General features: G+C 64.4%; 19 protein-coding genes. 10 read left to right on the forward strand and 9 right to left on the reverse strand.

Features of this window, described 5'->3' with window-relative positions:
- Positions 1-6: 6 nt before the first annotated feature.
- From DK366_RS11425 to DK366_RS11440, 4 genes are all read left to right on the forward strand, one after another.
- Positions 7-849 carry a DUF72 domain-containing protein gene (locus tag DK366_RS11425; protein ID WP_109125683.1) on the forward strand — a complete coding sequence of 281 codons (843 nt, stop codon included), beginning with the start codon at positions 7-9 and terminating at the stop codon, positions 847-849.
- A gap of 62 nt (positions 850-911) precedes the next feature.
- On the forward strand, positions 912-1,331 hold the full coding sequence (locus DK366_RS11430; protein WP_109125684.1) for a ribonuclease domain-containing protein: 420 nt from the start codon (positions 912-914) through the stop codon (positions 1,329-1,331).
- A complete protein-coding gene (locus DK366_RS11435) occupies positions 1,328-1,762 on the forward strand; it encodes a barstar family protein (protein WP_109125685.1) in 435 nt (144 codons plus the stop codon). Before DK366_RS11430 ends, DK366_RS11435 begins: the two co-directional genes overlap by 4 nt.
- 14 nt (positions 1,763-1,776) lie before the next feature.
- Positions 1,777-1,998 (forward strand): RNA-binding S4 domain-containing protein, encoded by a 222-nt coding sequence (locus DK366_RS11440; RefSeq protein ID WP_109125686.1) that lies wholly within the window; start codon positions 1,777-1,779, stop codon positions 1,996-1,998.
- Here the strand turns inward: DK366_RS11440 and DK366_RS11445 are convergent, their stop codons facing one another.
- Positions 1,999-2,826, reverse strand: a complete 828-nt coding sequence (locus tag DK366_RS11445; protein WP_109125687.1) for an arylamine N-acetyltransferase — start codon at positions 2,824-2,826, stop codon at positions 1,999-2,001.
- A 176-nt stretch (positions 2,827-3,002) separates the two neighbouring features.
- Between DK366_RS11445 and msrA the strand changes: the two genes are divergently transcribed.
- Positions 3,003-3,713, forward strand: coding sequence for a peptide-methionine (S)-S-oxide reductase MsrA (gene msrA, locus DK366_RS11450; protein WP_232821011.1), 711 nt, complete (start codon positions 3,003-3,005; stop codon positions 3,711-3,713).
- Positions 3,714-4,329: 616 nt separating this feature from the next.
- On the opposite strand, the gene DK366_RS11455 is transcribed toward msrA, so the two are convergent.
- The 5 genes from DK366_RS11455 to hutU form a co-directional block, all read right to left on the reverse strand.
- Positions 4,330-7,077, reverse strand: coding sequence for an EAL domain-containing protein (locus DK366_RS11455; protein ID WP_232821012.1), 2,748 nt, complete (start codon positions 7,075-7,077; stop codon positions 4,330-4,332).
- 71 nt (positions 7,078-7,148) lie between these two features.
- Complete coding sequence (locus DK366_RS11460) at positions 7,149-7,922, reverse strand: iron-containing redox enzyme family protein (RefSeq protein WP_109125689.1); 774 nt, start codon at positions 7,920-7,922, stop codon at positions 7,149-7,151.
- 335 nt (positions 7,923-8,257) lie between these two features.
- The gene (locus DK366_RS11465; RefSeq protein WP_109125690.1) at positions 8,258-8,656 is read right to left on the reverse strand and encodes an MAPEG family protein; all 399 of its coding nucleotides are present in this window, start codon (positions 8,654-8,656) and stop codon (positions 8,258-8,260) included.
- A gap of 75 nt (positions 8,657-8,731) precedes the next feature.
- Positions 8,732-9,793 carry a class A beta-lactamase gene (bla, locus tag DK366_RS11470; RefSeq protein WP_232821013.1) on the reverse strand — a complete coding sequence of 354 codons (1,062 nt, stop codon included), beginning with the start codon at positions 9,791-9,793 and terminating at the stop codon, positions 8,732-8,734.
- Between the two features lie 77 nt (positions 9,794-9,870).
- The gene (hutU, locus tag DK366_RS11475; RefSeq protein ID WP_109125691.1) at positions 9,871-11,541 is read right to left on the reverse strand and encodes a urocanate hydratase; all 1,671 of its coding nucleotides are present in this window, start codon (positions 11,539-11,541) and stop codon (positions 9,871-9,873) included.
- Between the two features lie 155 nt (positions 11,542-11,696).
- Between hutU and DK366_RS11480 the strand changes: the two genes are divergently transcribed.
- The 3 genes from DK366_RS11480 to DK366_RS11490 are packed head-to-tail and all read left to right on the forward strand — an operon-like array spanning position 11,697 to position 14,339.
- Positions 11,697-12,260 (forward strand): DUF4440 domain-containing protein, encoded by a 564-nt coding sequence (locus DK366_RS11480; protein ID WP_232821014.1) that lies wholly within the window; start codon positions 11,697-11,699, stop codon positions 12,258-12,260.
- A 49-nt stretch (positions 12,261-12,309) separates the two neighbouring features.
- Entirely contained in the window at positions 12,310-13,806 is a 1,497-nt protein-coding gene (locus DK366_RS11485) for a DNA-3-methyladenine glycosylase 2 (RefSeq protein ID WP_109125693.1), read from the forward strand.
- Entirely contained in the window at positions 13,806-14,339 is a 534-nt protein-coding gene (locus tag DK366_RS11490; RefSeq protein WP_109125751.1) for a methylated-DNA--[protein]-cysteine S-methyltransferase, read from the forward strand. Before DK366_RS11485 ends, DK366_RS11490 begins: the two co-directional genes overlap by 1 nt.
- Before the next feature lie 30 nt (positions 14,340-14,369).
- Here the strand turns inward: DK366_RS11490 and DK366_RS11495 are convergent, their stop codons facing one another.
- Positions 14,370-14,630 carry a hypothetical protein gene (locus DK366_RS11495; RefSeq protein ID WP_157956506.1) on the reverse strand — a complete coding sequence of 87 codons (261 nt, stop codon included), beginning with the start codon at positions 14,628-14,630 and terminating at the stop codon, positions 14,370-14,372.
- 93 nt (positions 14,631-14,723) lie between these two features.
- On the opposite strand from DK366_RS11495, the gene DK366_RS11500 reads away from it, so the two are divergent.
- Positions 14,724-16,019, forward strand: a complete 1,296-nt coding sequence (locus DK366_RS11500; RefSeq protein WP_109125695.1) for an ectonucleotide pyrophosphatase/phosphodiesterase — start codon at positions 14,724-14,726, stop codon at positions 16,017-16,019.
- A gap of 48 nt (positions 16,020-16,067) precedes the next feature.
- On the opposite strand, the gene DK366_RS11505 is transcribed toward DK366_RS11500, so the two are convergent.
- Together DK366_RS11505 and DK366_RS11510 are read right to left on the reverse strand one after the other, a co-directional pair.
- Entirely contained in the window at positions 16,068-16,451 is a 384-nt protein-coding gene (locus tag DK366_RS11505) for a VOC family protein (RefSeq protein ID WP_109125752.1), read from the reverse strand.
- An 8-nt stretch (positions 16,452-16,459) separates the two neighbouring features.
- The gene (locus DK366_RS11510; RefSeq protein ID WP_109125696.1) at positions 16,460-17,641 is read right to left on the reverse strand and encodes an MFS transporter; all 1,182 of its coding nucleotides are present in this window, start codon (positions 17,639-17,641) and stop codon (positions 16,460-16,462) included.
- 342 nt (positions 17,642-17,983) lie between these two features.
- Here DK366_RS11510 and DK366_RS11515 point away from each other — a divergent pair, with 342 nt between their 5' ends.
- Positions 17,984-19,699, forward strand: coding sequence for a GGDEF domain-containing protein (locus tag DK366_RS11515; protein ID WP_198651519.1), 1,716 nt, complete (start codon positions 17,984-17,986; stop codon positions 19,697-19,699).

Genomic DNA, 19,699 nt, shown 5'->3' on the forward strand with positions numbered 1-19,699 from the left:
TTCCCCATGCCCAGCGACCTGTTCTCGTCCGCCCCTGCCCAAGGTCCGGCATCACGTGTACGCGTGGGCATTGGCGGCTGGAATTTCGCGCCGTGGCGCAACAACTTCTATCCGTCCGGCCTGGTGCAGCGACGCGAGCTGGAATACGCGAGCCGCCACCTGCGCGCCATCGAGATCAATGGCACTTACTACGGTGCGCAGAAACCGGCAACCTACGCGAAATGGGCGTCCGAAACGCCGGACGGCTTCGTGTTCTCGCTGAAGGCACCGCGCTATGTCACCGAGACCAAGCGCCTGGCCGATGCAGGCCGCGGCATCGATGGTTTCGTGTTTGGCGGCCTGGCTGAATTCGGCGATCGGCTGGGGCCGGTGCTGTGGCAGTTCACGCCATCGCGCGTGTTCGATGCCAACGACCTGGCTGCGTTCCTCGATCTGCTGCCGCGCGAACTCAATGGCCAGCCCATGCGCCATGTTTTGGAAGTGCGACACCGCAGCTTTCTCGACGAAGGCTACGTGGAGCTTGCGCGCTCCTACCGCATTCCGACCGTATTCACCGATTCGCCGCAGTACCCCTCGCTGGCCGACCTGACCGGCGATTTCGCGTACGCGCGACTGATGCGCAGCGAATCGCACATCGAAAGCGGCTACGCACCGGACGACCTGGCTGCGTGGACGACGCGCGCCCGCGCCTGGGCCGACGGTAACGATCTGCCGGAACTGCCGCACGTGGCGCCCACGCTGAAAACCGCATCGCCACGCGACGTCTTCATCTACTTCATCAGCAGCGCCAAGGAACGCAATCCCGCCGCTGCCATGGCGTTGCAGCAGCGGGTCGACGACGCCGGCTGACGCTGGCGTGCCAGCGCGCTGCCGAAGCCCTAAACTCGCAACACTTTGGCGAGGCATTCGCGATGCGTGCACTCAAACCTGTTCTTCTGCTGGTCGTGCTGGCCGTCGCCGCGTTCTTGTGGGGGCGGCATACCTCGGAACCCACACCAGGGCCCGCTGCCACGGCACCCGGAATTTCAACGCCGCGCACGGCGGATGCGGGCACCCTGCCTTCGTTCCTGCCGCCCGAAGCCGCGGATATCCTGCGTCGCATCGCCAGCGGCGGACCATTCGAACATCGCCAAGACGGCGTGGTGTTCCAGAATCGCGAAGGCCGCCTGCCGGCCAAGCCCGAGGGCTACTACCACGAGTACACGGTGGATACGCCGGGGCTCGACTACCGTGGCGCACGCCGCATCATTACCGGTGGTACGCCGCCGCAGATCTATTACTACACCGATGACCACTACCGTACGTTCCGTTCCTTCGAGGTATCCCGATGAGCGCGCAATTTGATCTCGACTTCGGCGCTGCCGACGATGGCGGCATTTTCTTCGTCACCAGCGAAGACCTCGAACCGTTGGCGGAAGCCGCCGGCATGCAGGGCCTGCGCGTGTGCCGCGTCAGCCTTGCCGACTACACCGACCACGAAGCGCTGTTCGACCGCCTGACCCAGGCGCTGCAACTGCCGGCCGACTTCGGCCGCAACTGGGATGCGCTGGCCGACAGCATGCGCGACCTTTCGTGGCTGAAAGCCAGCGGCTACATCCTGCTGTTCGACCGCGCCGAAGACATGCGCGAGCGCAACGAAGACGACTTCGACACGCTGCTCGACATCCTGGAAGAAGCCGTGGACTACTGGCAGGAAGCCGACGCCCCGTTTTTCGTATTCATCGCGCTGCCCGAAAGCGCCTTCGACGACACTGAAGCCTGAGCACCCATACCGACATGCAAGAACTGGAAATCGAACTGGACCGCGAATACGTGGAACTCAATCAGCTGCTGAAGCTGGTGGGGTTGTGCGACAGCGGCGGCGCAGGCAAGGCCATCGTGGCCAGCGGCATCGTCTACGTCGATGGCGAACAGGAGCTGCGCAAGACCTGCAAGATCCACGTCGGCCAGGTGGTGCAACTGGAAGACTTTGTCATCCACGTGCGCGGGCTGGACTGATCAGCTCGTTTCAGGCATCGGCAACGCGTCGAGCTTGGCATCCAGCAAGGACGATGCTGGCAGCCGGATGCCGAACTGTTCTTCGATCACGCGCTTGATCTCGTCCGTGTGCTGCAAGGTGCGGCGCACGGACTCCTCCCCCAGCGTATGCACTACGAATTCCCGATTGCGCAGGCCCATGCGTCGATCCGCCAGCGTTCGCGCCACGATCAGTCCGTGACGGAAATGGGATTCGGGATAGGTCGAGGTGAAGTGGTTGCCGACCACGTAATCGATCGCTTCAGCGGGCTGAAGGCGAAACCGGTAGAGCGTGCGCCACTCGTCGCGCACCAGCGCCTGCGTACGCCATTGCACACCATCCGAGACAAGACGAAACGGTTCCAATGACGTGGGCTGCGCTTCGTCCACGACCAGGCGCAATGCGCCACCCAGCGCCATGCTGCCAAACCCCACATCGGCCAGCCAGCTTTCGCCCCCCACTTCCACGCGCAGCAGCATGTGCGTCTGTGCCGATTCCGCGTCTTCCGGCTGGTTCCACAACACGCGGGCAATAAGCCCCGTCACATCGAAACCGATGGCCCTGAGCACAGCGAGGAACAAGCCGTTCTGCTCGAAGCAGTAACCGCCGCGATGGTTCTTCACCAGCTTGTTTTCGATGGCCGCCAGATCCAGCGATACCGGCGTGCCCGTCAGCGGGTCCAGGTTTTCGAACGGAATGGCCGCAATATGGGCCACGGCCAGTGCCCGCAGCGTCGCCACGTCGGCCCTGGGGTCGCCGACGAAACCGATGCGCTGCAGGTAACCGTCGAGATCGAGCGTGTGTGACATGGCAAAGCCCCCGGCCCGGAAGGCCGAACCATAACACCGCCTTGCCGCGGCCTTCGCGCGCGGCCCCGCGCCGGCTGGCAGGATGGAGGTAACCCCACGCAGCCCGGCGGCGAATACATAGGCAGAAGCCGCCACACCGTGGTGGCCAGGTCACCCTACCGATGGAGCGTTTCCGTATGCGCATCCGCCGCTTCAAGCTATTCCCTGCCCTTATCGCCAGCGCCATGCTCATGACGGGCCTGGGCGCCTGCACACTCGCCAGCGCCGGCAACGACGGCGCCCCGCTTCCCGACCCCACCGTGGACGCCGCACTGCCTCAGGGCGACCAGGTTGCCGTGCTGGCTGGCGGCTGTTTCTGGGGCTTGCAGGACGTGTTCGAGCACGTGAAGGGCGTAAAGAAAGTATGGGCCGGTTATTCCGGCGGCGACGCCCGCACGGCCGATTACGATCGCGTCAGCGACGGCGACACCGGCCATGCCGAGTCCGTGAAGATCGTCTACGACCCCACCAAGGTCAGCTATGGCCAGTTGCTGAAGGTGTACTTCTCCGTCGCCACCGACCCCACCCAGCTCAATCGCCAGGGCCCCGATGCGGGCACGCAATACCGCGGTGTGATCTTCTACGGCAACGACGACCAGAAGCGCATCGCCACCGCGTACATCGCGCAACTGAGCGCCGCGCACGCGTTTGCCGATCCCATCGTGACGCAGGTGGTGCCGCTCAAGGGTTTCTACCCGGCCGAGTCCTATCACCAGGACTACGCCAAGCGTCATCCTGACGAGCCTTACATCGTGATCAACGATGCACCGAAGGTGGTGCACCTCAAGCAGCAGTTCCCGACGCTGTATCAGCCCGATCGCGAAGTGGTAAGCGTGACGCTGCACTGAGCGACATGCCTGCGATGACTTCGTGTGTATGCATTTCCACAAGGAATGCTGCACGAAACCCTACATAGTCGTGGTCGCAAGCTTGTTATGGTGGTCGTGCTGCTCGCAGGGTCTTCGGACGGGGTTTGCGAGCGGCCAGCAGCAATGCTGTGAGTAGCGCGGGTCGCATGGGCTGGAACCCCATACGACCCGCTGACCATCAACAACTAACAAGGAGTTGATCATGGCTACGCCGGATCATACGGCACGCGCACGCGCGTCTTTCCTGCAAGACGGCTACCTCGCTTTCATCCCCGACAGTTCGCATAGGGCGAACCTGACACGGCACCCGCACGGCACCGCGCCACCCGCACTTTCGACCCGCTTAGGTGACAACCACGTTGTCCACGGACGGCGGCGTGTGACTCTGCATGCAACACATCAGGGACGGCATGCAGGGACGGGCGAATCATCGATGCGTGCGAGGCCGACCATCACGGCTGGCGCGAATCGTGCGGTGCGCTATCGGTACGAGGAATCAGCCAGCCGCAGGCTGGCATGAGGTTGTTGCGAGCCCGTTGATCGCCCCTGTGGCGCACCGTGTTGCATGCGGTGCGCCACACCTCGAAGGCACCCGCTAGGAAGCCTCGGGAGGCACCAGCCGCAAGTGGGAGTTCTGGCGGCGATCGGGTGCGATCAGCTGCGCGATGACTTCCGGCTCCACGGGTCGCGAATAGAGGAAACCCTGCGCTTCGGTGCAACCGGCGCGCAACAGGAAGCGGTGTTGTTCTTCCGTTTCGATGCCTTCGGCAATCGGGCTGATGTCCAGTCGGCGGCACAGCGTAAGCATGGCTTCCACGATGGCGCCGTCGCTGCTGTCTTCGGGCAGGCCGGCGACAAAGCTCTGGTCGATCTTCAGATAGTCGATGGCGCGCAATTTCAGGTAGCTCATCGACGAATAGCCGGTGCCGAAATCGTCGATGGCCACACCCACGCCCAGCGCGTGCAATGCGTGCAGCACGCGCTCCATTTCCTCGCCCAGGCGCAGGATGGCGCCTTCGGTGATTTCCAGCATCAGGCGTTCCGGCGCCAGGCGGCGTGATTCCAGCAGCGCGCGTATCTCGTCGACGAAGTTGGCCTGCCCGAACCAGTTGGCGGACACGTTCACCGCCATGCGCAACGGCGGCAGGCCCGCCTTGTCCCACAAGGACATCTGCTCGCACGCAGCATTGAGCACCCACTGGTCGATGCGGCGGATCAGACCCAGCTTTTCCGCCATGGGAATGAACTCGCCCGGCGAAATCAGTCCGCGCAGCGGGTGATGCCAGCGCAGCAGCGCTTCCACCGCCACGATGCGACCGGTGCGCATTTCGATGGTGGGCTGGTACATCAGGCGGAACTCGGACTCGGCCAGCGCCTTGCGCAGTTCGGACGCGAGCGCAATGCGGCGACGTGCATCCGCCTGCATGCGCGGCGAGTAGAAGCGGAACGCGTTGCGCTCTTCCGTCTTGGCCGCGTACATGGCCGCGTCGGCATTGGTGATGAGGGTGGGCACATCGGTGCCGTCCAGCGGAAAACAGGCAATGCCGATGCTCGCGCTGAGCGCCAGTTCGTAATCACCCACGGCAAACGGTGCCGACAACGTGGTGAGCAACCGGCCGGCCAGCGCGCTGGCCTGTTCGCGCGAATGCAGGTCCGGCACCAGCACGGTGAATTCGTCGCCGCCGATGCGCCCCGCCACGCCGTGGTCGCCCAGTTCGTAGGCGATACGCTCGGCCACCTTCACCAGCAGGTGATCGCCGATGGCGTGCGTGTAGCTGTCGTTCACCGCCTTGAACGCGTCCAGGTCGATGAAGATTACCGCCGCCATGCCGCGCTCGCGCTCGGCGACCGTCACGGCCTGCACGCAGCGACGCTCGAACTCGGCGCGGTTGGCCAGGCCGGTCAGCGTGTCGTGCGCGGCCATGTATTGCAGGCGCTGCTCGTTCGCCTTGGCCGCGCTGATGTTGTTGATGACGGCCACGTAGTGCTGCACCAGGCCTTCCGGGTTGCGGATGGCACTGATGCTCAACAGCTCGGGATAACTGGTGCCATCCAGGCGCCGGCTGCGCACTTCGCCGACCCAGTTGCCCTCCGCCTCGATCACGTCCCACACAGACGCAGGCAATGGCGATCCGTCGGCCATGTTGCGCAGGTCGTCGAAGCGCACGCCCTGCAAGGCCTGCACGGTGAAGCCGGTCATGCGGATGTGCGCAGCGTTCACGCGCGTCACGCGTCGCTCGGCGTCGGCAATGATCACGCCTTCGGCAATGCCGGCCAGCGCTTCGGAAGCAATGCGTCGCTGCTGTTCCAGGTTCACGCGTTCAGTGATGTCGCGCAGGATCGACTGGCGCACGCTGCGCGTACCCCAATGCGTGACGCTGCTGCGCATTTCGACGGGACGCAGCTCGTCGCCTGGCCCGCGCAGTTCGCCGGTAACGGCGCCATCGGCGCGATGCAGCAACGGCGCGAAGAAATCCGCGATTTCCTTGCCGGTGAGGTCGTCCAGTTCGCGACCGATCCAGCGCGCGGCGGTGCGGTTGGCCTCAAGGATGCGACCGCTTTCCTCGTCCACCATGAGAATGGCGTCGGCGGCGCTATTGAACAGCAGGCTGTAGCGTTCTTCCGTGCCACGGATGCTGGTCAGGATGCGTTGCGCCATGCGCAACCAGATCAGCGAAGCCACGAACGCCGTCAGGAATACGGCGGCAAACAGCACCTTGCCCAGCCAGATGGCGCCCTGCGCCACTTCCAGCGAGAAGCCGTTGGTCAGCGGTTCCAGCTCGGAATTGAGGCCGTTGATGCGGTCCAGTTGCCATTGCAGCCATGGGCGATCGGGCTGGCCGCGGCCGTAGGCATCGCGCAGCTCGGTGGCCACGCCGTCGAGCTGGGTCAGCGGACGGTCCGCCTCGCGCCACAGCTTCACGGCTTCGCCCATGTGGGGTGCCGCCGTGCAGCAGCGCAGCATGAAGATCATGCCGGGTTCGGCCTGCGACAGGATCTTGCCGCGCTGAAAGGCCTGGTGAATCTGGCCGCTGTCGTAATGACCCGAGGCAATGGCGTCGCGCGCCCAGCCGTCGGAACGAAGCAGCTCGTAGTTTTTGCGGTAAGCGGCCAAGCGTGCGGGGTCGCCGGTCTGCGCATAGCCGAGCAGGTCGACCACCGCCTGCTTCTGGGCCTTGCTCCAGACACTCTCGCCGTTGAGAAAACCGGCGAGAGTGACCTGGACCTGGAGGGCTCCCCAGGTAAGCATGAGAATCAAGCCGATGACAGCCACCAGCCCATAGGCCAGTGGCCTCAAGCGTCGGGACAGCGGTCTTGGCGAGGTGCTACGGATCAAATCCATGGCGTCCTTTTACACGACCACTCCATAAAGCTACATCGCGTCCCGTCACCGTGTCGACGACAAGACCTCCTTTACGCGGCCTGCTCTTCCATTTCGCCGACCGGGTGGCGCATCAGGCAGCGCTCGAGGCCGTAGTGCAGGCTCACGTAGCTGCGTTCGATGCACTCGCGCACATGCTCCACTTCCTCCGGGGCCGGCTGGCTACCCATAAGGGTACAAACGATCTCCAGCGCCTCCCAGGGATGAGTATCGTCATAGGCGGCGTGAAGCTGAAGCCACCGAAGGGTCGACTTGCGGCCAGTCGCCGGCAGGCTGTTGGCATAGGCCACGCTGTCAAACACCTTCTGGGACCATTCGCCCGTGACGCCTTCGATGGCGTAGTTGGTGGCAGCGATGCCGGCGGCCAGCGTGTCGCGGCCGCACACGTCGTGGCACCACTCCGCCGCCGTCTGCGTACCGCGCGGTGGCATGCCGTCGATGATTTCTTCACGTGACACGCCTGCACCCTCGGCCCAGTCCAGCCAGTACTCCGCGTGGTTCTGCTCGACACGAATGTTACGTACCAGCCAGCGCCGGGCCATGTTGTCGCCGGCACTGCGTCCATAACGCGTCTTGAGCAAATTCAACGCCATGAAGGAGGGGAATTGCTCGATCAGCGACCACGTGCCCACCATGAAGTTGCGCATGGTGGAGAGGTCGATGCTGCCATCGGCCATCATGTCCCACATCACGTGATCGCGGACGCTCCGGCGGGCGGGTTCGCAGGCCTCGATCATGTCACGTGCCCATTTCGGGTAGCTGGACAGTTCGGTCAGCGAGCCGGTGCGTACAGTGTTGGTGTTCATGCAGTTTCTCCAGTCAATCAGGGAATTCCGCCGGACCCTGCCGGCGGTCCGGCGCACGCTGCGCCGGACCTGCAGTGTGGTCACGCTGGAGATGCCTTGCGAACGCTCCGCCTCAGACCCGTTCGCGAAGACGGGCACAAGGCATTGACATGACTGAAGAAAACAAAAGTTATATGACGTTCCCGGCGGGCCTGCCTGCCATAAAAATGGCGACAAAATATTGGCGGACGTCGGACTTTTGACGCCCCGGGCCAGGCCCGCTCCTCATCAGGACAGGACAAATGGACGTCCACGCGAGCCATGGCAACCTGCCCGCCCAGGAGTTTGAAACCGGCTCAGTGGGCGCCGATGAGGCCGGACAACACCATGATCAAACCGGCCACCGACGCCATCCACACCAGCGTGCGCACATAGGGAATGCCGATCGCGTAGACCGGCAGGTAGACCAGGCGAGCCCAGAAATACAGCTCCGCTCCGAGCGCGGTGGTGCTGTTGGTGCACTGCCCCACCAATACGGCAAGTACCGCGGCAGCGAAGAAGGCAAACGTTTCCAGGAAATTCCGCTGGGCACGCTCGGCGCGCGCGGCCATGCCCGTCAGCGGTGTACACGCGCCGTCGCGGTTGCTGGCATTCCAGGCCATGCCTCGCTGTCCAGTCATCAGCACCGCGGCAAAGCACAGGTAAACCAGGCCCAGTACTGTCGACCAACCCAACATCTTCAGTTCGACCGGCATGTCGCACTCCTCGTGGGATGTGGCGACATGATGCGCGCCGCGGGCGTGCGGCACCACCAACGGCCCGACCGGGGATCAGGGCTGCGTATGGCTCACCACGTTACGCGCAAGGTCGGCAAACAGCGCGTCGCGCGCCTTGTCCGTCATGGGCGAGTCCATCAGGAAGGCCGCGACCAGCACCGTGTGTCCGTTGGGCCAGGTGATGATGCCGATGTCGTTGAATGCGCCACGGCGATCCTCGAACGACGCCGAAGTACCGGTCTTGTCGGCGAAACGGACATTCGCAGGAAGCCCCGCGCGAAGCCGGTTGGGAATGGTTTGCGCCGCCATCATCGCCAGCAGGCGTTGCGTTGAAGCGGGTGACAGCAACTCCTGTTTCACCAGCTTGTGCAGGAAATCGATGGCGGCTTCCGGCGTGGAACGATTGCGCGGATCGGCCAGGAACGCCTCGTAACCCCGACGATAACGTTGCCGCGCCGCTTCGGCACTTTCGCAGGCAGGCGGTGTTTCGCCCGGCCTCAAGCCTTCGAACACCTGCGCCACGCCGGCCTCGTCCATGTCCACCCGCATGCCGTTGATGCCGTGCGCATGCAGATAACCCGTGACTACCGAAGCGCCACCCACGGCGCGTATCAATGCGTTGACGGCCGTGTTGTCGCTTTCAGTCACCGCCGCTTTCAAAAGCTGTTCGACGGTGAACGTCATACGCTCGCCGCGAAAATGCGCACCGACCGAAGGAATGGCCGAGCCGCCCTGCACCTGGTCGCGTGTGATGGTTACCGACTGCTTCAGCGACATCGACCCGTCATCGATGCGCGACAACACCGCAGCGGCCACCGGCGCCTTGAACATGCTCATCATGGGAAAGTCGCGGCCCGCATTCACATGCGCGGATGCTCCCGTGGACAAGTCCAGCACCGCCACGCCGAGCGTCGCCGGCTGGGCACGTTGCGCCAGTGCATCCAATGCTTGCTGAAGTGAATCGCCGGGCACTGCCGGGCCAGCCATCGAAGACATGGGCCATGCACCGAGGCACGCGATGGCGAAAACGGCCGCGCCCAGTGCGCGGCGTGCTTGCGGGAGAAACATGGGGAATCCCTGCGTGTCGGTAACCGCCGGACACTCTTGCAGCGGCATGTGGCAATCCCGGGGCAGCCACCTGCCCGGCTGCGGACAACCGGAGCCCGGCGCAGCGCGCCAGGCTCCGTCACGCGTTACAGCATGGGCAGGTTCAGCCCCTGCTCTTTCGCACACTCGATGGCGATCTCGTAGCCGGCGTCGGCATGACGCATCACGCCCGTGCCCGGATCGTTCCACAGCACGCGCGCGATGCGCTTGTCGGCCGCTTCGCTGCCATCGCATACGATGACCACGCCCGAGTGCTGCGAGTAACCCATGCCCACGCCACCGCCGTGGTGCAGCGACACCCACGTGGCACCGCCGGCCACGTTGAGCATGGCGTTGAGCAGCGGCCAGTCGCTGACCGCATCCGAACCATCACGCATAGCTTCGGTTTCGCGGTTGGGGCTGGCAACGGAGCCGGAATCGAGGTGATCGCGACCGATCACCACCGGTGCCTTCAATTCACCGTTGCGCACCATTTCGTTGAACGCCAGGCCCAGCTTGTGGCGCAGCCCCAGGCCCACCCAGCAGATGCGCGCCGGCAGGCCCTGGAAGCTGATGCGCTCCCTGGCCATGTCCAGCCAGCGGTGCAGGTGCGGATCGTCGGGGATCAGCTCCTTCACCTTCTGGTCGGTCTTGTAGATGTCTTCCGGATCGCCCGAGAGCGCCACCCAGCGGAACGGACCCACGCCGCGGCAGAACAGCGGACGCACGAACGCGGGCACGAAACCCGGGAACGCAAAGGCATTCGCCAGGCCTTCGTCCTTCGCCATCTGGCGGATGTTGTTGCCGTAGTCGAAGGTGGGAATGCCCTGCGCATGGAACGCGAGCATGGCTTCCACATGCTGCTTCATCGACTGCTTGGCAGCCTTTGCCGTGCCGGCCGGATCGCTCTTGCGACGCTCGAACCACTCGTCCACCGTCCAGCCCAGCGGCAGGTAACCGTTGACCGGATCGTGCGCGCTGGTCTGGTCGGTGACGGCATCGGGGCGCACGCCGCGACGCACGAGTTCCGGCAGCACTTCCGCGGCGTTGCCGAGCAGCGCGATGGACTTGGCTTCGCCGGCAGCCGTGTACTTGGCAATGCGTGCGAGCGCGTCGTCCAGGTCGGTGGCCTGCTCGTCGACGTAACGCGTCTTCAGGCGGAAATCGATGCTCTTCTGCTGGCATTCGATATTGAGCGAACAGGCGCCCGCCAGCGTGGCCGCCAATGGCTGCGCGCCGCCCATGCCGCCCAAGCCGGCGGTGAGAATCCATTTGCCCTTCAGGCTGCCGTTGTAGTGCTGGCGCCCCATTTCCACGAACGTCTCGTACGTGCCCTGCACGATGCCCTGCGAACCGATGTAGATCCACGAGCCGGCCGTCATCTGGCCGTACATCATCAAGCCCTTCTTATCGAGCTCGTTGAAGTGCTCCCAGTTGGACCACGCCGGCACCAGGTTGGAATTGGCCAGCAACACGCGCGGCGCATCGGCATGGGTCGGGAACACGCCCACCGGCTTGCCGGACTGGATCAGCAACGTCTCGTTGTCGTTGAGCTCGCGCAGCGCCCGCAGGATCGCGTCGAAACATTCCCAGTTGCGCGCCGCACGACCAATGCCGCCGTAAACAACCAGCTCGGCCGGGTTCTCGGCCACTTCCGGGTCGAGGTTGTTCTGCAACATGCGGTACGGCGCTTCGGTGAGCCAGCTCTTGCAGGTCAGCTCAGCGCCGCGCGGCGCGCGGATGGTGCGGGTGGTGTCGATAAGGGTGGGAGCGGTCATGGGAAGCGTCACAGCCAGGGGAAAACCCGATTGTGGCGAGGCGCGACGACGCCCGCAAACCGCACTGCGGCAAAGCCCGGCCGGGCGGCCTTCCGGCACTGTTGTGCGCCAGCGCCGCAAGGACATGCTTGAGCCCCCGCCACGGAGACATGCCCATGCTGCGTTCCCTGGTTCTGCTCGCCGCCTCCGCCGCTGCGTCGGCCAGCCATGCGCAAACGCCCGCGCCGGATACGCCGCGCTGCGCCGTCTGGCAACGAGAGCTCTCGTTCGCCCACGCGGTGGAGCAACACGACGCGGCAGCGTTCGCCCAGCACATCGAGACCGACGCCGTTTTTGCAGCGAACACGCCGCATCCGCAGCGCGGCCGGGCCACCATCGTGGAGCAATGGAAACCCTTGATCGAAGGCAAACGCCTGCGCGTACGCTGGTATCCGGCGATCGTGATCCAGGCGGGCGACCCGAACATCGTGCTGTCCAGCGGACCTGCGCTGCTCGAAAACCTCGCGCCGAACGCGAACCCGCACTACACGCTGATCGCGTTCAGCACCGTATGGCATCGCGGCACCGATGGAACGTGGCGCGTGATGTTCGATGGCGGCGATGAAGGTCGCCCCGCGACGGCGAAGGATGTGTCGGACTTTGAAGCGGGGCGGCGAACACAATGCTCTTCCGATCTCGCCTCGCTTGCGACCATGCACGGAAAGCCCGACGGGTATTGATGTCCGAAAACGGCGAGTCAGCCCGGGAACGCGGTGCTAGCCTTGTCCCATGACATCCATCCACGACCAGCTGATCCCGGACGACAAGACCTGCGAGCAGGCGCGCCTGAGCCGCGACGCCCGCTTCGACGGGCTGTTTTTCACGGCGGTCACCAGCACGCGCATCTATTGCCGGCCGGTATGCCCGGCGCCACCGCCGAAGCCTGAAAACGTTCGCTACTACGAAAGCGCGGCGGCGGCGGAAGCGGCAGGTTTTCGTCCCTGCCTGCGCTGCCGTCCGGAACTCGCTCCCGGCAACGATGCGTGGCAGCGCGGCGATCACGTGATTGCCCGCACGCTGAAGCTGATGGACAGCGGCGTTTTCGATGAGCTGTCCGTGGACGACATGGCCGAACGCGTGGGCCTTGGTGCACGCCAATTGCGTCGCGTGTTCGTGGATCGCCTCGGTGCGCCGCCGATCAGCGTGCACACCACGCGCCGTCTTCTGTTTGCCAAGCAGCTGCTCACCGAAACGACGATGCCAGTGACGGATGTGGCGCTGGCGTCCGGTTTTCGCAGCCTGCGCCGCTTCAATGCCGCGTTCCTTCAAGCCAACCGCATGGCGCCGCGCGACTTGCGTCGCCATCCCAGCGCAGCCACACCGGATGCCATCACGCTGCGGCTCGGCTACCGGCCGCCTTACGATTTCGAAGCCATCCTTGCGTTCCTGCGTGGGCGCGCCCTGCCCGGGGTGGAGCATGTGGATGAGCACAGCTACGCGCGTGTGTTCGGCGCACCCGATGCGCCGGGCTGGCTGCGCCTGAGCGCATGGCCCAAAGGCGACCACGCGTTGCGACTGGAACTGCATTGCCCGCAACCGGCGCAGATGCTCGGCGTGGTCGGCAAGCTGCGACGCATGTTCGATCTGGATGCGAATCCGCGTTCCATCGGCGATGCGCTGAAGGAAAGCCCCGTGTTGCGACCGTTGCTGCGCAAGCGGCCAGGGTTGCGGCTGCCGGGTGGCTGGGACGGTTTTGAAATCGCGGTACGCGCCATTCTTGGACAGCAGGTGAGCGTGGCTGCCGCGCGCACGCTTGCGATACGCATCGTGCAGCGCTTTGGCACGCCGGTGGTATCGCCTATTCCGGGACTTGAGCGACTGTTTCCCGGGCCGGAAGCGCTGGTCGACGCCGACCTGCGCGCCGTAGGCCTTACCACTGCACGTGCAGCCACCGTGCGTGGCGTGGCGCAGGCCCTGCTCGATGGACGCATCGATTTCCGCAGCGAACAACCGCTGGATGAATTCGTCGAACGCTGGGTGACGCTTCCGGGTATCGGCGAATGGACCGCGCACTACATGGCGATGCGCGCGCTCAGTCATCCCGATGCCTTCCCTGCCGCCGATCTGATCCTGCGTCGCGCAGCGGCAGGTGATGGTCCGGAGCTGTCGACGAGAGCGCTGACATCACTGGCGGAAGCGTGGCGTCCGTGGCGGGCGTATTCCGTGATGCATCTGTGGCGCAGCGCCTCGGACGCCGCCAAGCCGACCAACACGAAGGCAGCGTGATGTCCAGCGAAACCCTCTGGTACGACAACATGCCCACCCCCATCGGCACATTGATGCTGGTGGCGGACGACACAGGCCTGCGCGAAGTGTGGTTTTCCACCGGCCGCCAGCAGCGCACGCCGGACGAGAACTGGGTGCGTTCACGCGAACCGCTGGCCGAGGCCAGGCGACAACTCGATGAATACTTCGCGGGCGAACGCCAGCACTTCGACCTGACGCTGCGTCCGCATGGCACGCCGTTTCAGCAACAGGTGTGGTGGGAGCTGGCACGCATTCCGTATGGCACCACCATCAGCTATGGCGAGCTCGCACGACGCATCGATCACCCCCAAGCCATGCGTGCGGTGGGTGCGGCCAACGGACGAAATCCGCTGCCCATCATCCTGCCCTGCCATCGCGTCATCGGCGCCAACGGCAGCTTGACCGGTTTCGGCGGAGGCTTGCCGACCAAGCGTTTCCTGCTGTCGCTGGAAAGCCAGGTCAACGAAGGTGATCTGTTCGGCGTGCCGGCAGATATCGCCCGCGCACGCTGACTACGCGCGCTGGCAACTTGCGCAGGTTCATCAGCGATCCGTGGCCACCGGTGGCGGCGTGACGGCGTTCTGGTAGGAGTCGAGGCGATGCGCCCCGTGCGAAAGCGTGTAGTTCTCGCGAGCGGGCGCCGGCTTGCTGCCCTTCGACGCCGAAGGTGCCTTCGCAGTGTCGTGCGATGAAGACGCATGGATTTGCGAAGCGGGCGTCGCAACGACAGCGCGATCCGCTTTTACACTTCTGGATGCGCTGGCAGGCACGCTCTGCGCGCCCGCGATGACGGGCGATGCCATGCAAGCGACGAGCGTCGCGTAAAAGAAAAGACGTGTAATGGTCATACGCCTGGGCGATCATACGGCCTTTGTATCGATACTAAGCCATTGCGTATGAAGATCTTGTTTCGCCCGCTGCTCTGCACGCTCATCGCGGTAGCAGCAGGTTGTGCCACACCCTCGCACACGTCCACGAACACGGCGTCATCCGCGCCTTCGGCACCGAAGGCAGCAACCATCAAGGCGGCCCCCGCGCCGCTGTTGCTGATTTCCATCGACGGCTATCGCACCGACTATCTCTCGCGTGGCCTCAGCCCCACGCTGCAGTCGCTGGCCGACCATGGCGTGCATGCCACCGATGGCATGCAGCCGTCGTTTCCGTCGCTGACCTTCCCCAACCACTACACCATCGTCACCGGCTTGCGCCCTGATCACCATGGCATCGTCAACAACACGATGAGCGATCCGGTGCTTGGCAAGTTCTCGCTCGGCAATCGCGATGCGGTGAGCAACGGCCGCTGGTGGAGTGAAGGCACGCCGCTGTGGGAAACCGTGCAGAAGAACGGCATGACCAGCGCCACCATGTTCTGGCCCGGCTCCGAGGCCGACATCCACGGCGAACATCCGCGTTTCTGGAAGCCGTACGACGGCAATGTCACGGCGACGGAGCGCGTCGACCAGGTGCTGTCGTGGCTGGATCTTCCGGTGGCCGAGCGGCCCAAGTTCATCACCTTGTACTTTGACGAAGTGGATCACGCCGGCCACGACTTCGGCCCCGATTCGCCGCAGGTCAACGAAGCCATCTCCCACACCGACGCCGCTCTTGCGCGCCTGGTCGACGGCCTGAAAAAGCGCGGCCTGCTCGACCGCATCAACATGATCGTGCTGGCCGATCACGGCATGGCGCCGGCGCCGTCACGCAATGTCGTGGTGGTGGACAAGCTCATCCCGATCAAGCATGTGGATGTAGTGGCTACCGGCGTGCTCGCGGGCTTCAACCCCAAGCCGGGCTACGACTTCGCCCGCATCGAAGCCTCGCTGGAAAAGCCGCAGAAACACATGACGTGCTGGGACAAGACCCGCGTGCCGGAACGCTTCGCCTACGGCAGCAACCCGCGCGTGCCGCAGCTGCTTTGCCTGGCCGATGTGGGCTGGCGCATTTCCACCAGCGATTACCTGGCGAAGAAAAAGAAGCAGTCGCAAGGCGACCACGGCTACGACAATCAGGCGCCGCAGATGCAGGCCCTGTTCATCGCGCATGGCCCCGCTTTCCGCGAAGGCGCGCAGGTGCCGTCGTTCCCGAACGTGGACGTCTATCCGCTGATGACGCACCTGCTGGATGTACCGGCGGCGCAGAACGATGGTGACTACAACGCCGTGAAGGACATGCTGAAGCCGGACGCGCAGTAAGGCGTCTCGCCTGCCGCAGGAGCGTGCAACGCGCTCCTGCGACGCAGGTCAGTCGATGTACCGACTGACTTCGATCAGGTTGCCGTCCGGGTCGCGGAAATAGACCGACTCGATCGGCCCGCGCGCACCCGTGCGCTTGACCGGGCCCTCCTCGATATCGACGCCCTGCCTTTCAAGATGCGAGATCACCTCGGCGAGCGTGGATGACGTCAGCAGGCATACGTCTGCCGAACCTGGCGTGGGGTGTCGCGCCTTCGGATCGAATTCGTTCCCGTGCGGATGCAGGTTGATCTTTTGCGCGCCAAACACCAGCGCCTTGCGGCCTTCGCCAAATGTCACTTCCTGCATGCCGAGCACGCGCACGTAGAACGCGCTGGTTGCCGTGACATCGGCCACGGTGAGCACGAGGTGGTCGAGCGAATCGATTTTCATCATGGACCCTATTGGGGAATCGGCGGTTCGGTTTCCGGCTTCGCCGGACTGACCAGCGGCGCCAGGCGATACAGGCGCAACGCGATCAGCAAGCCGGCGACCAGCAGCACGCCGACGAACGTCGCCACGCCGTTCCAGCCGTGCGAGGCGTAGAACAGGCCGCCCGCCGCACCCGCCAGGCTGGAACCCATGTAGTACGAGAAGAGATAAAGCGACGACGCCTGCGCCTTGTTGTTGCCCGCGCGGCGGCCCACCCAGCTGCTGGCGATGGAGTGGCCGCCAAAGAACCCGAACGTCACCGCCACGATGCCGAGCACGATCAACACCAGCGGCCTGGTGACCGTGAGCGCCAGGCCCAGCAGCATCAGGGCGAACGCCGTCCACAGCACCTTGCGCCGCCCCAGCTTGCCCGCCAGGTGGCCCATCCACGCGGAGCTGAAGGTTCCGATGAGATACACGCTGAAGATGGCGCCGACCACTGCCTGATTCAGCCCGTAAGGTGGCGCGAGCAGGCGATAACCGATGTAGTTGTAGAGCGTGACGAAGGCACCGAGCAGCAGGAAGCCTTCGGCGAACAGCCATGGCAGGCCGGCATCGCCCAGAGCCGCACCGAAGCGGCGCATCAATGCACCCAGATGAAACGGCCGGTGCACGTGATGGCGCGACGGCGGCAGGCTTCGCCAGAAGACGAGACCCGAGACCAGCCCGATCACACCCACCGTGGCAACACCAATGCGCCATCCCACGAATTCCGCCAGCACGCCGGCCACCAGTCGGCCGCCCATGCCACCGATGGCATTGCCGCTGATGTAAAGGCCCATGCCCAGCCCGATCGAATCGGGATGCATTTCTTCGCCGAGGTAAGTCATCGCCACGGCGGGCAGGCCACTCAGGGTGAGGCCAAGCAGCGTGCGCAAGATCAGCAACATGTGCCAGTCCGGCACCAGCGCCGTAAGCAGCACGATCACCGCGGAGGACACCAGCGATGCGGTCATCACCGTCTTGCGCCCCCAGGCGTCGGACACGCCGCCGGCAAACAGCATCGCAAAGGCGAGCACACCCGTGGTCAACGACAGCGACAACGCAGCCGTCGCGGCACTGACGCCGTAGTCCCTGCTGAATTCAGGCATCAACGGCTGCGTGCAATACAGCAACCCGAAGGTGGCCAGCCCTGCCGCGAAAAGCGCCATGTTGGTTCGGCGAAAGGCAGGCGTGCCGTGGCGGATGAAGTCGCTCGTCTCAAGTTCTTCCGTATCCCGCCGATGTTCTGGACGAGACACCGGTTCCGCGCTTTCCCGCCTTGCCATGTTGCTGACGCCTCGATACTGCAGGGGTACAAGCATAAGACTTGCCGCGATTGTGTTCGACCCGCGGCTCGCTCAGGAAAGGGGTTGCAAGGCCAAAAGGCGCCCGGACCTGACAAAAAGTCCATATCACGAGGGGAACGTGATACATAAAGGCGCCGGGGCGACGTCCGAAGGATGGACCACCCCCGATGGCCGGTAACAGGGGACCGGCAGACAAGGGGGGATATGTCGTTTCGCGAACCCGTCGTGGTGGTCGTCGCGTGGATATGCGCGTTGTTCGTTGCGTTCACCGCACATGCTGCACCCATGCCTTCCCGCCTGCCCACGCTGCAGGTGGCTGCGCTTGCGCCATTGAAGCCCGCGCCACTGCCGGAGCAGGTCATCCACGGTGGCATGGATGCCAGCTTCACACCCAGCCCGACCACGCACACACCCAACGCCGTGGAAACGCAACGCTGGTATCGCCTTTCCATCGACCACGACTGGAATGAATCGAGCTCGCCGGTGCTCAGCTTTACCGGCGCCATGTACATCCGCATTACCGTCTTCGCGCCACCAAGCTATCGCCCGCGCGAATTGTGGTTTGCACAAACGGATGAGCAGGCGCGCTTTTCCCGTCACCACCTGGCACTGGAACTTCCGCACGATCTGCAGGCGAACCAACCCATCTACGTGCGCATTGCCGCGGACAGCTTCACGCGCCGCATTCGCGCCGACCTTACCGACATGGCGACGTATCAGGCGCAAGACCTGACGCACGTTCGCCTGGTCACGCTTTACGCCAGCGTGCAGTTCACCATGATCCTCGCGGCGTTCTGCCTGTGGCTGGTGCTGCGCGATCGCGTGCTTCTCTACTTCATCGGCTATACGGGTTGCCAGCTGCTCAACCAGCTGCTGATCAGCGGCGAGATGTATGAATTGCCGGGTGCGTCGCTGCTGGTCCCGCTGGGTACGCATGCACCGTGGCTGTTCACCGTGCTCAGTGCGCCCCTACTGCTGTCCTTCATCCTGGAATTCTGCGAGTTGCGCACCATCACGCCGCGCCCTGCCCGCGTGCTCAGCCTTGCTCGCTGGCCCTACCCCGTCATCGCGGTATTGCTGTGCTTTCCGTTCGCCGAACGCATGCATCTGCTGGCCAGCACGTACAACGTCTGGTTCATCCTGTCGTCGTTGTGGGCGCTTGGCACGGTGATTCTTGCCACCACGCGCCATGGTCGACAAGCGCGTTTTTTCCTGGTCGCCTGGCTTCCGCAGGTCATGCTTACCGTGCTCAGGCTGAGCCAGGTGCTGCTGTCGCTCGACCTGCCGCGCTGGCTGGAATACGGACTGCCGTTTGCACAGGCATTCTGCAGCGTGGTGGTGACCATTGGACTGGCCGACCTGTCGCTACGCGCACGCCGCGAACGCGACATGGCGCATCATCTGGCAGACCACGACGCGCTGACCGGCGTGCTTAACCGGCGCGCCCTGGTTCGTCGCTTGCAGGAGGCCGTGCTGCACGCTCGCCTGCAGCACCAGCCGCTGGCGCTCATCTTCCTGGACATGGATCACTTCAAGTCCGTCAATGACCGCTATGGACACCAGACCGGCGATGCCTGCCTGCGCGCCGTGGCCGAAACGATTGGCGACGAACTGAGGCCCACCGACAGCCTGGGGCGCTACGGTGGCGAGGAATTCGTGGCCATGTTGCCGGGCACGACGCTGGACAACGCCATGGCCGTGGGCGAGCGCATTCGCCGCGCCATCGAAACGCTGCACGTGCACGCGCGCGGGAACAGCTTGCAGACCACGATCAGCATGGGCGTCTCCAGCCTTACCGGCCCCGCCGATACGGCCGACGACCTGATCGCGCGCGCGGATGCCGCGCTCTATCGCGCCAAGACGCAGGGCCGAAACTGCGTCGTGGCGCATGTGCCGTTCGCGGCGGTTGTCGCAGGCTGA

It is taken from the genome of Dyella sp. C11, from assembly GCF_003121485.1.
Lineage (GTDB): Bacteria > Pseudomonadota > Gammaproteobacteria > Xanthomonadales > Rhodanobacteraceae > Dyella.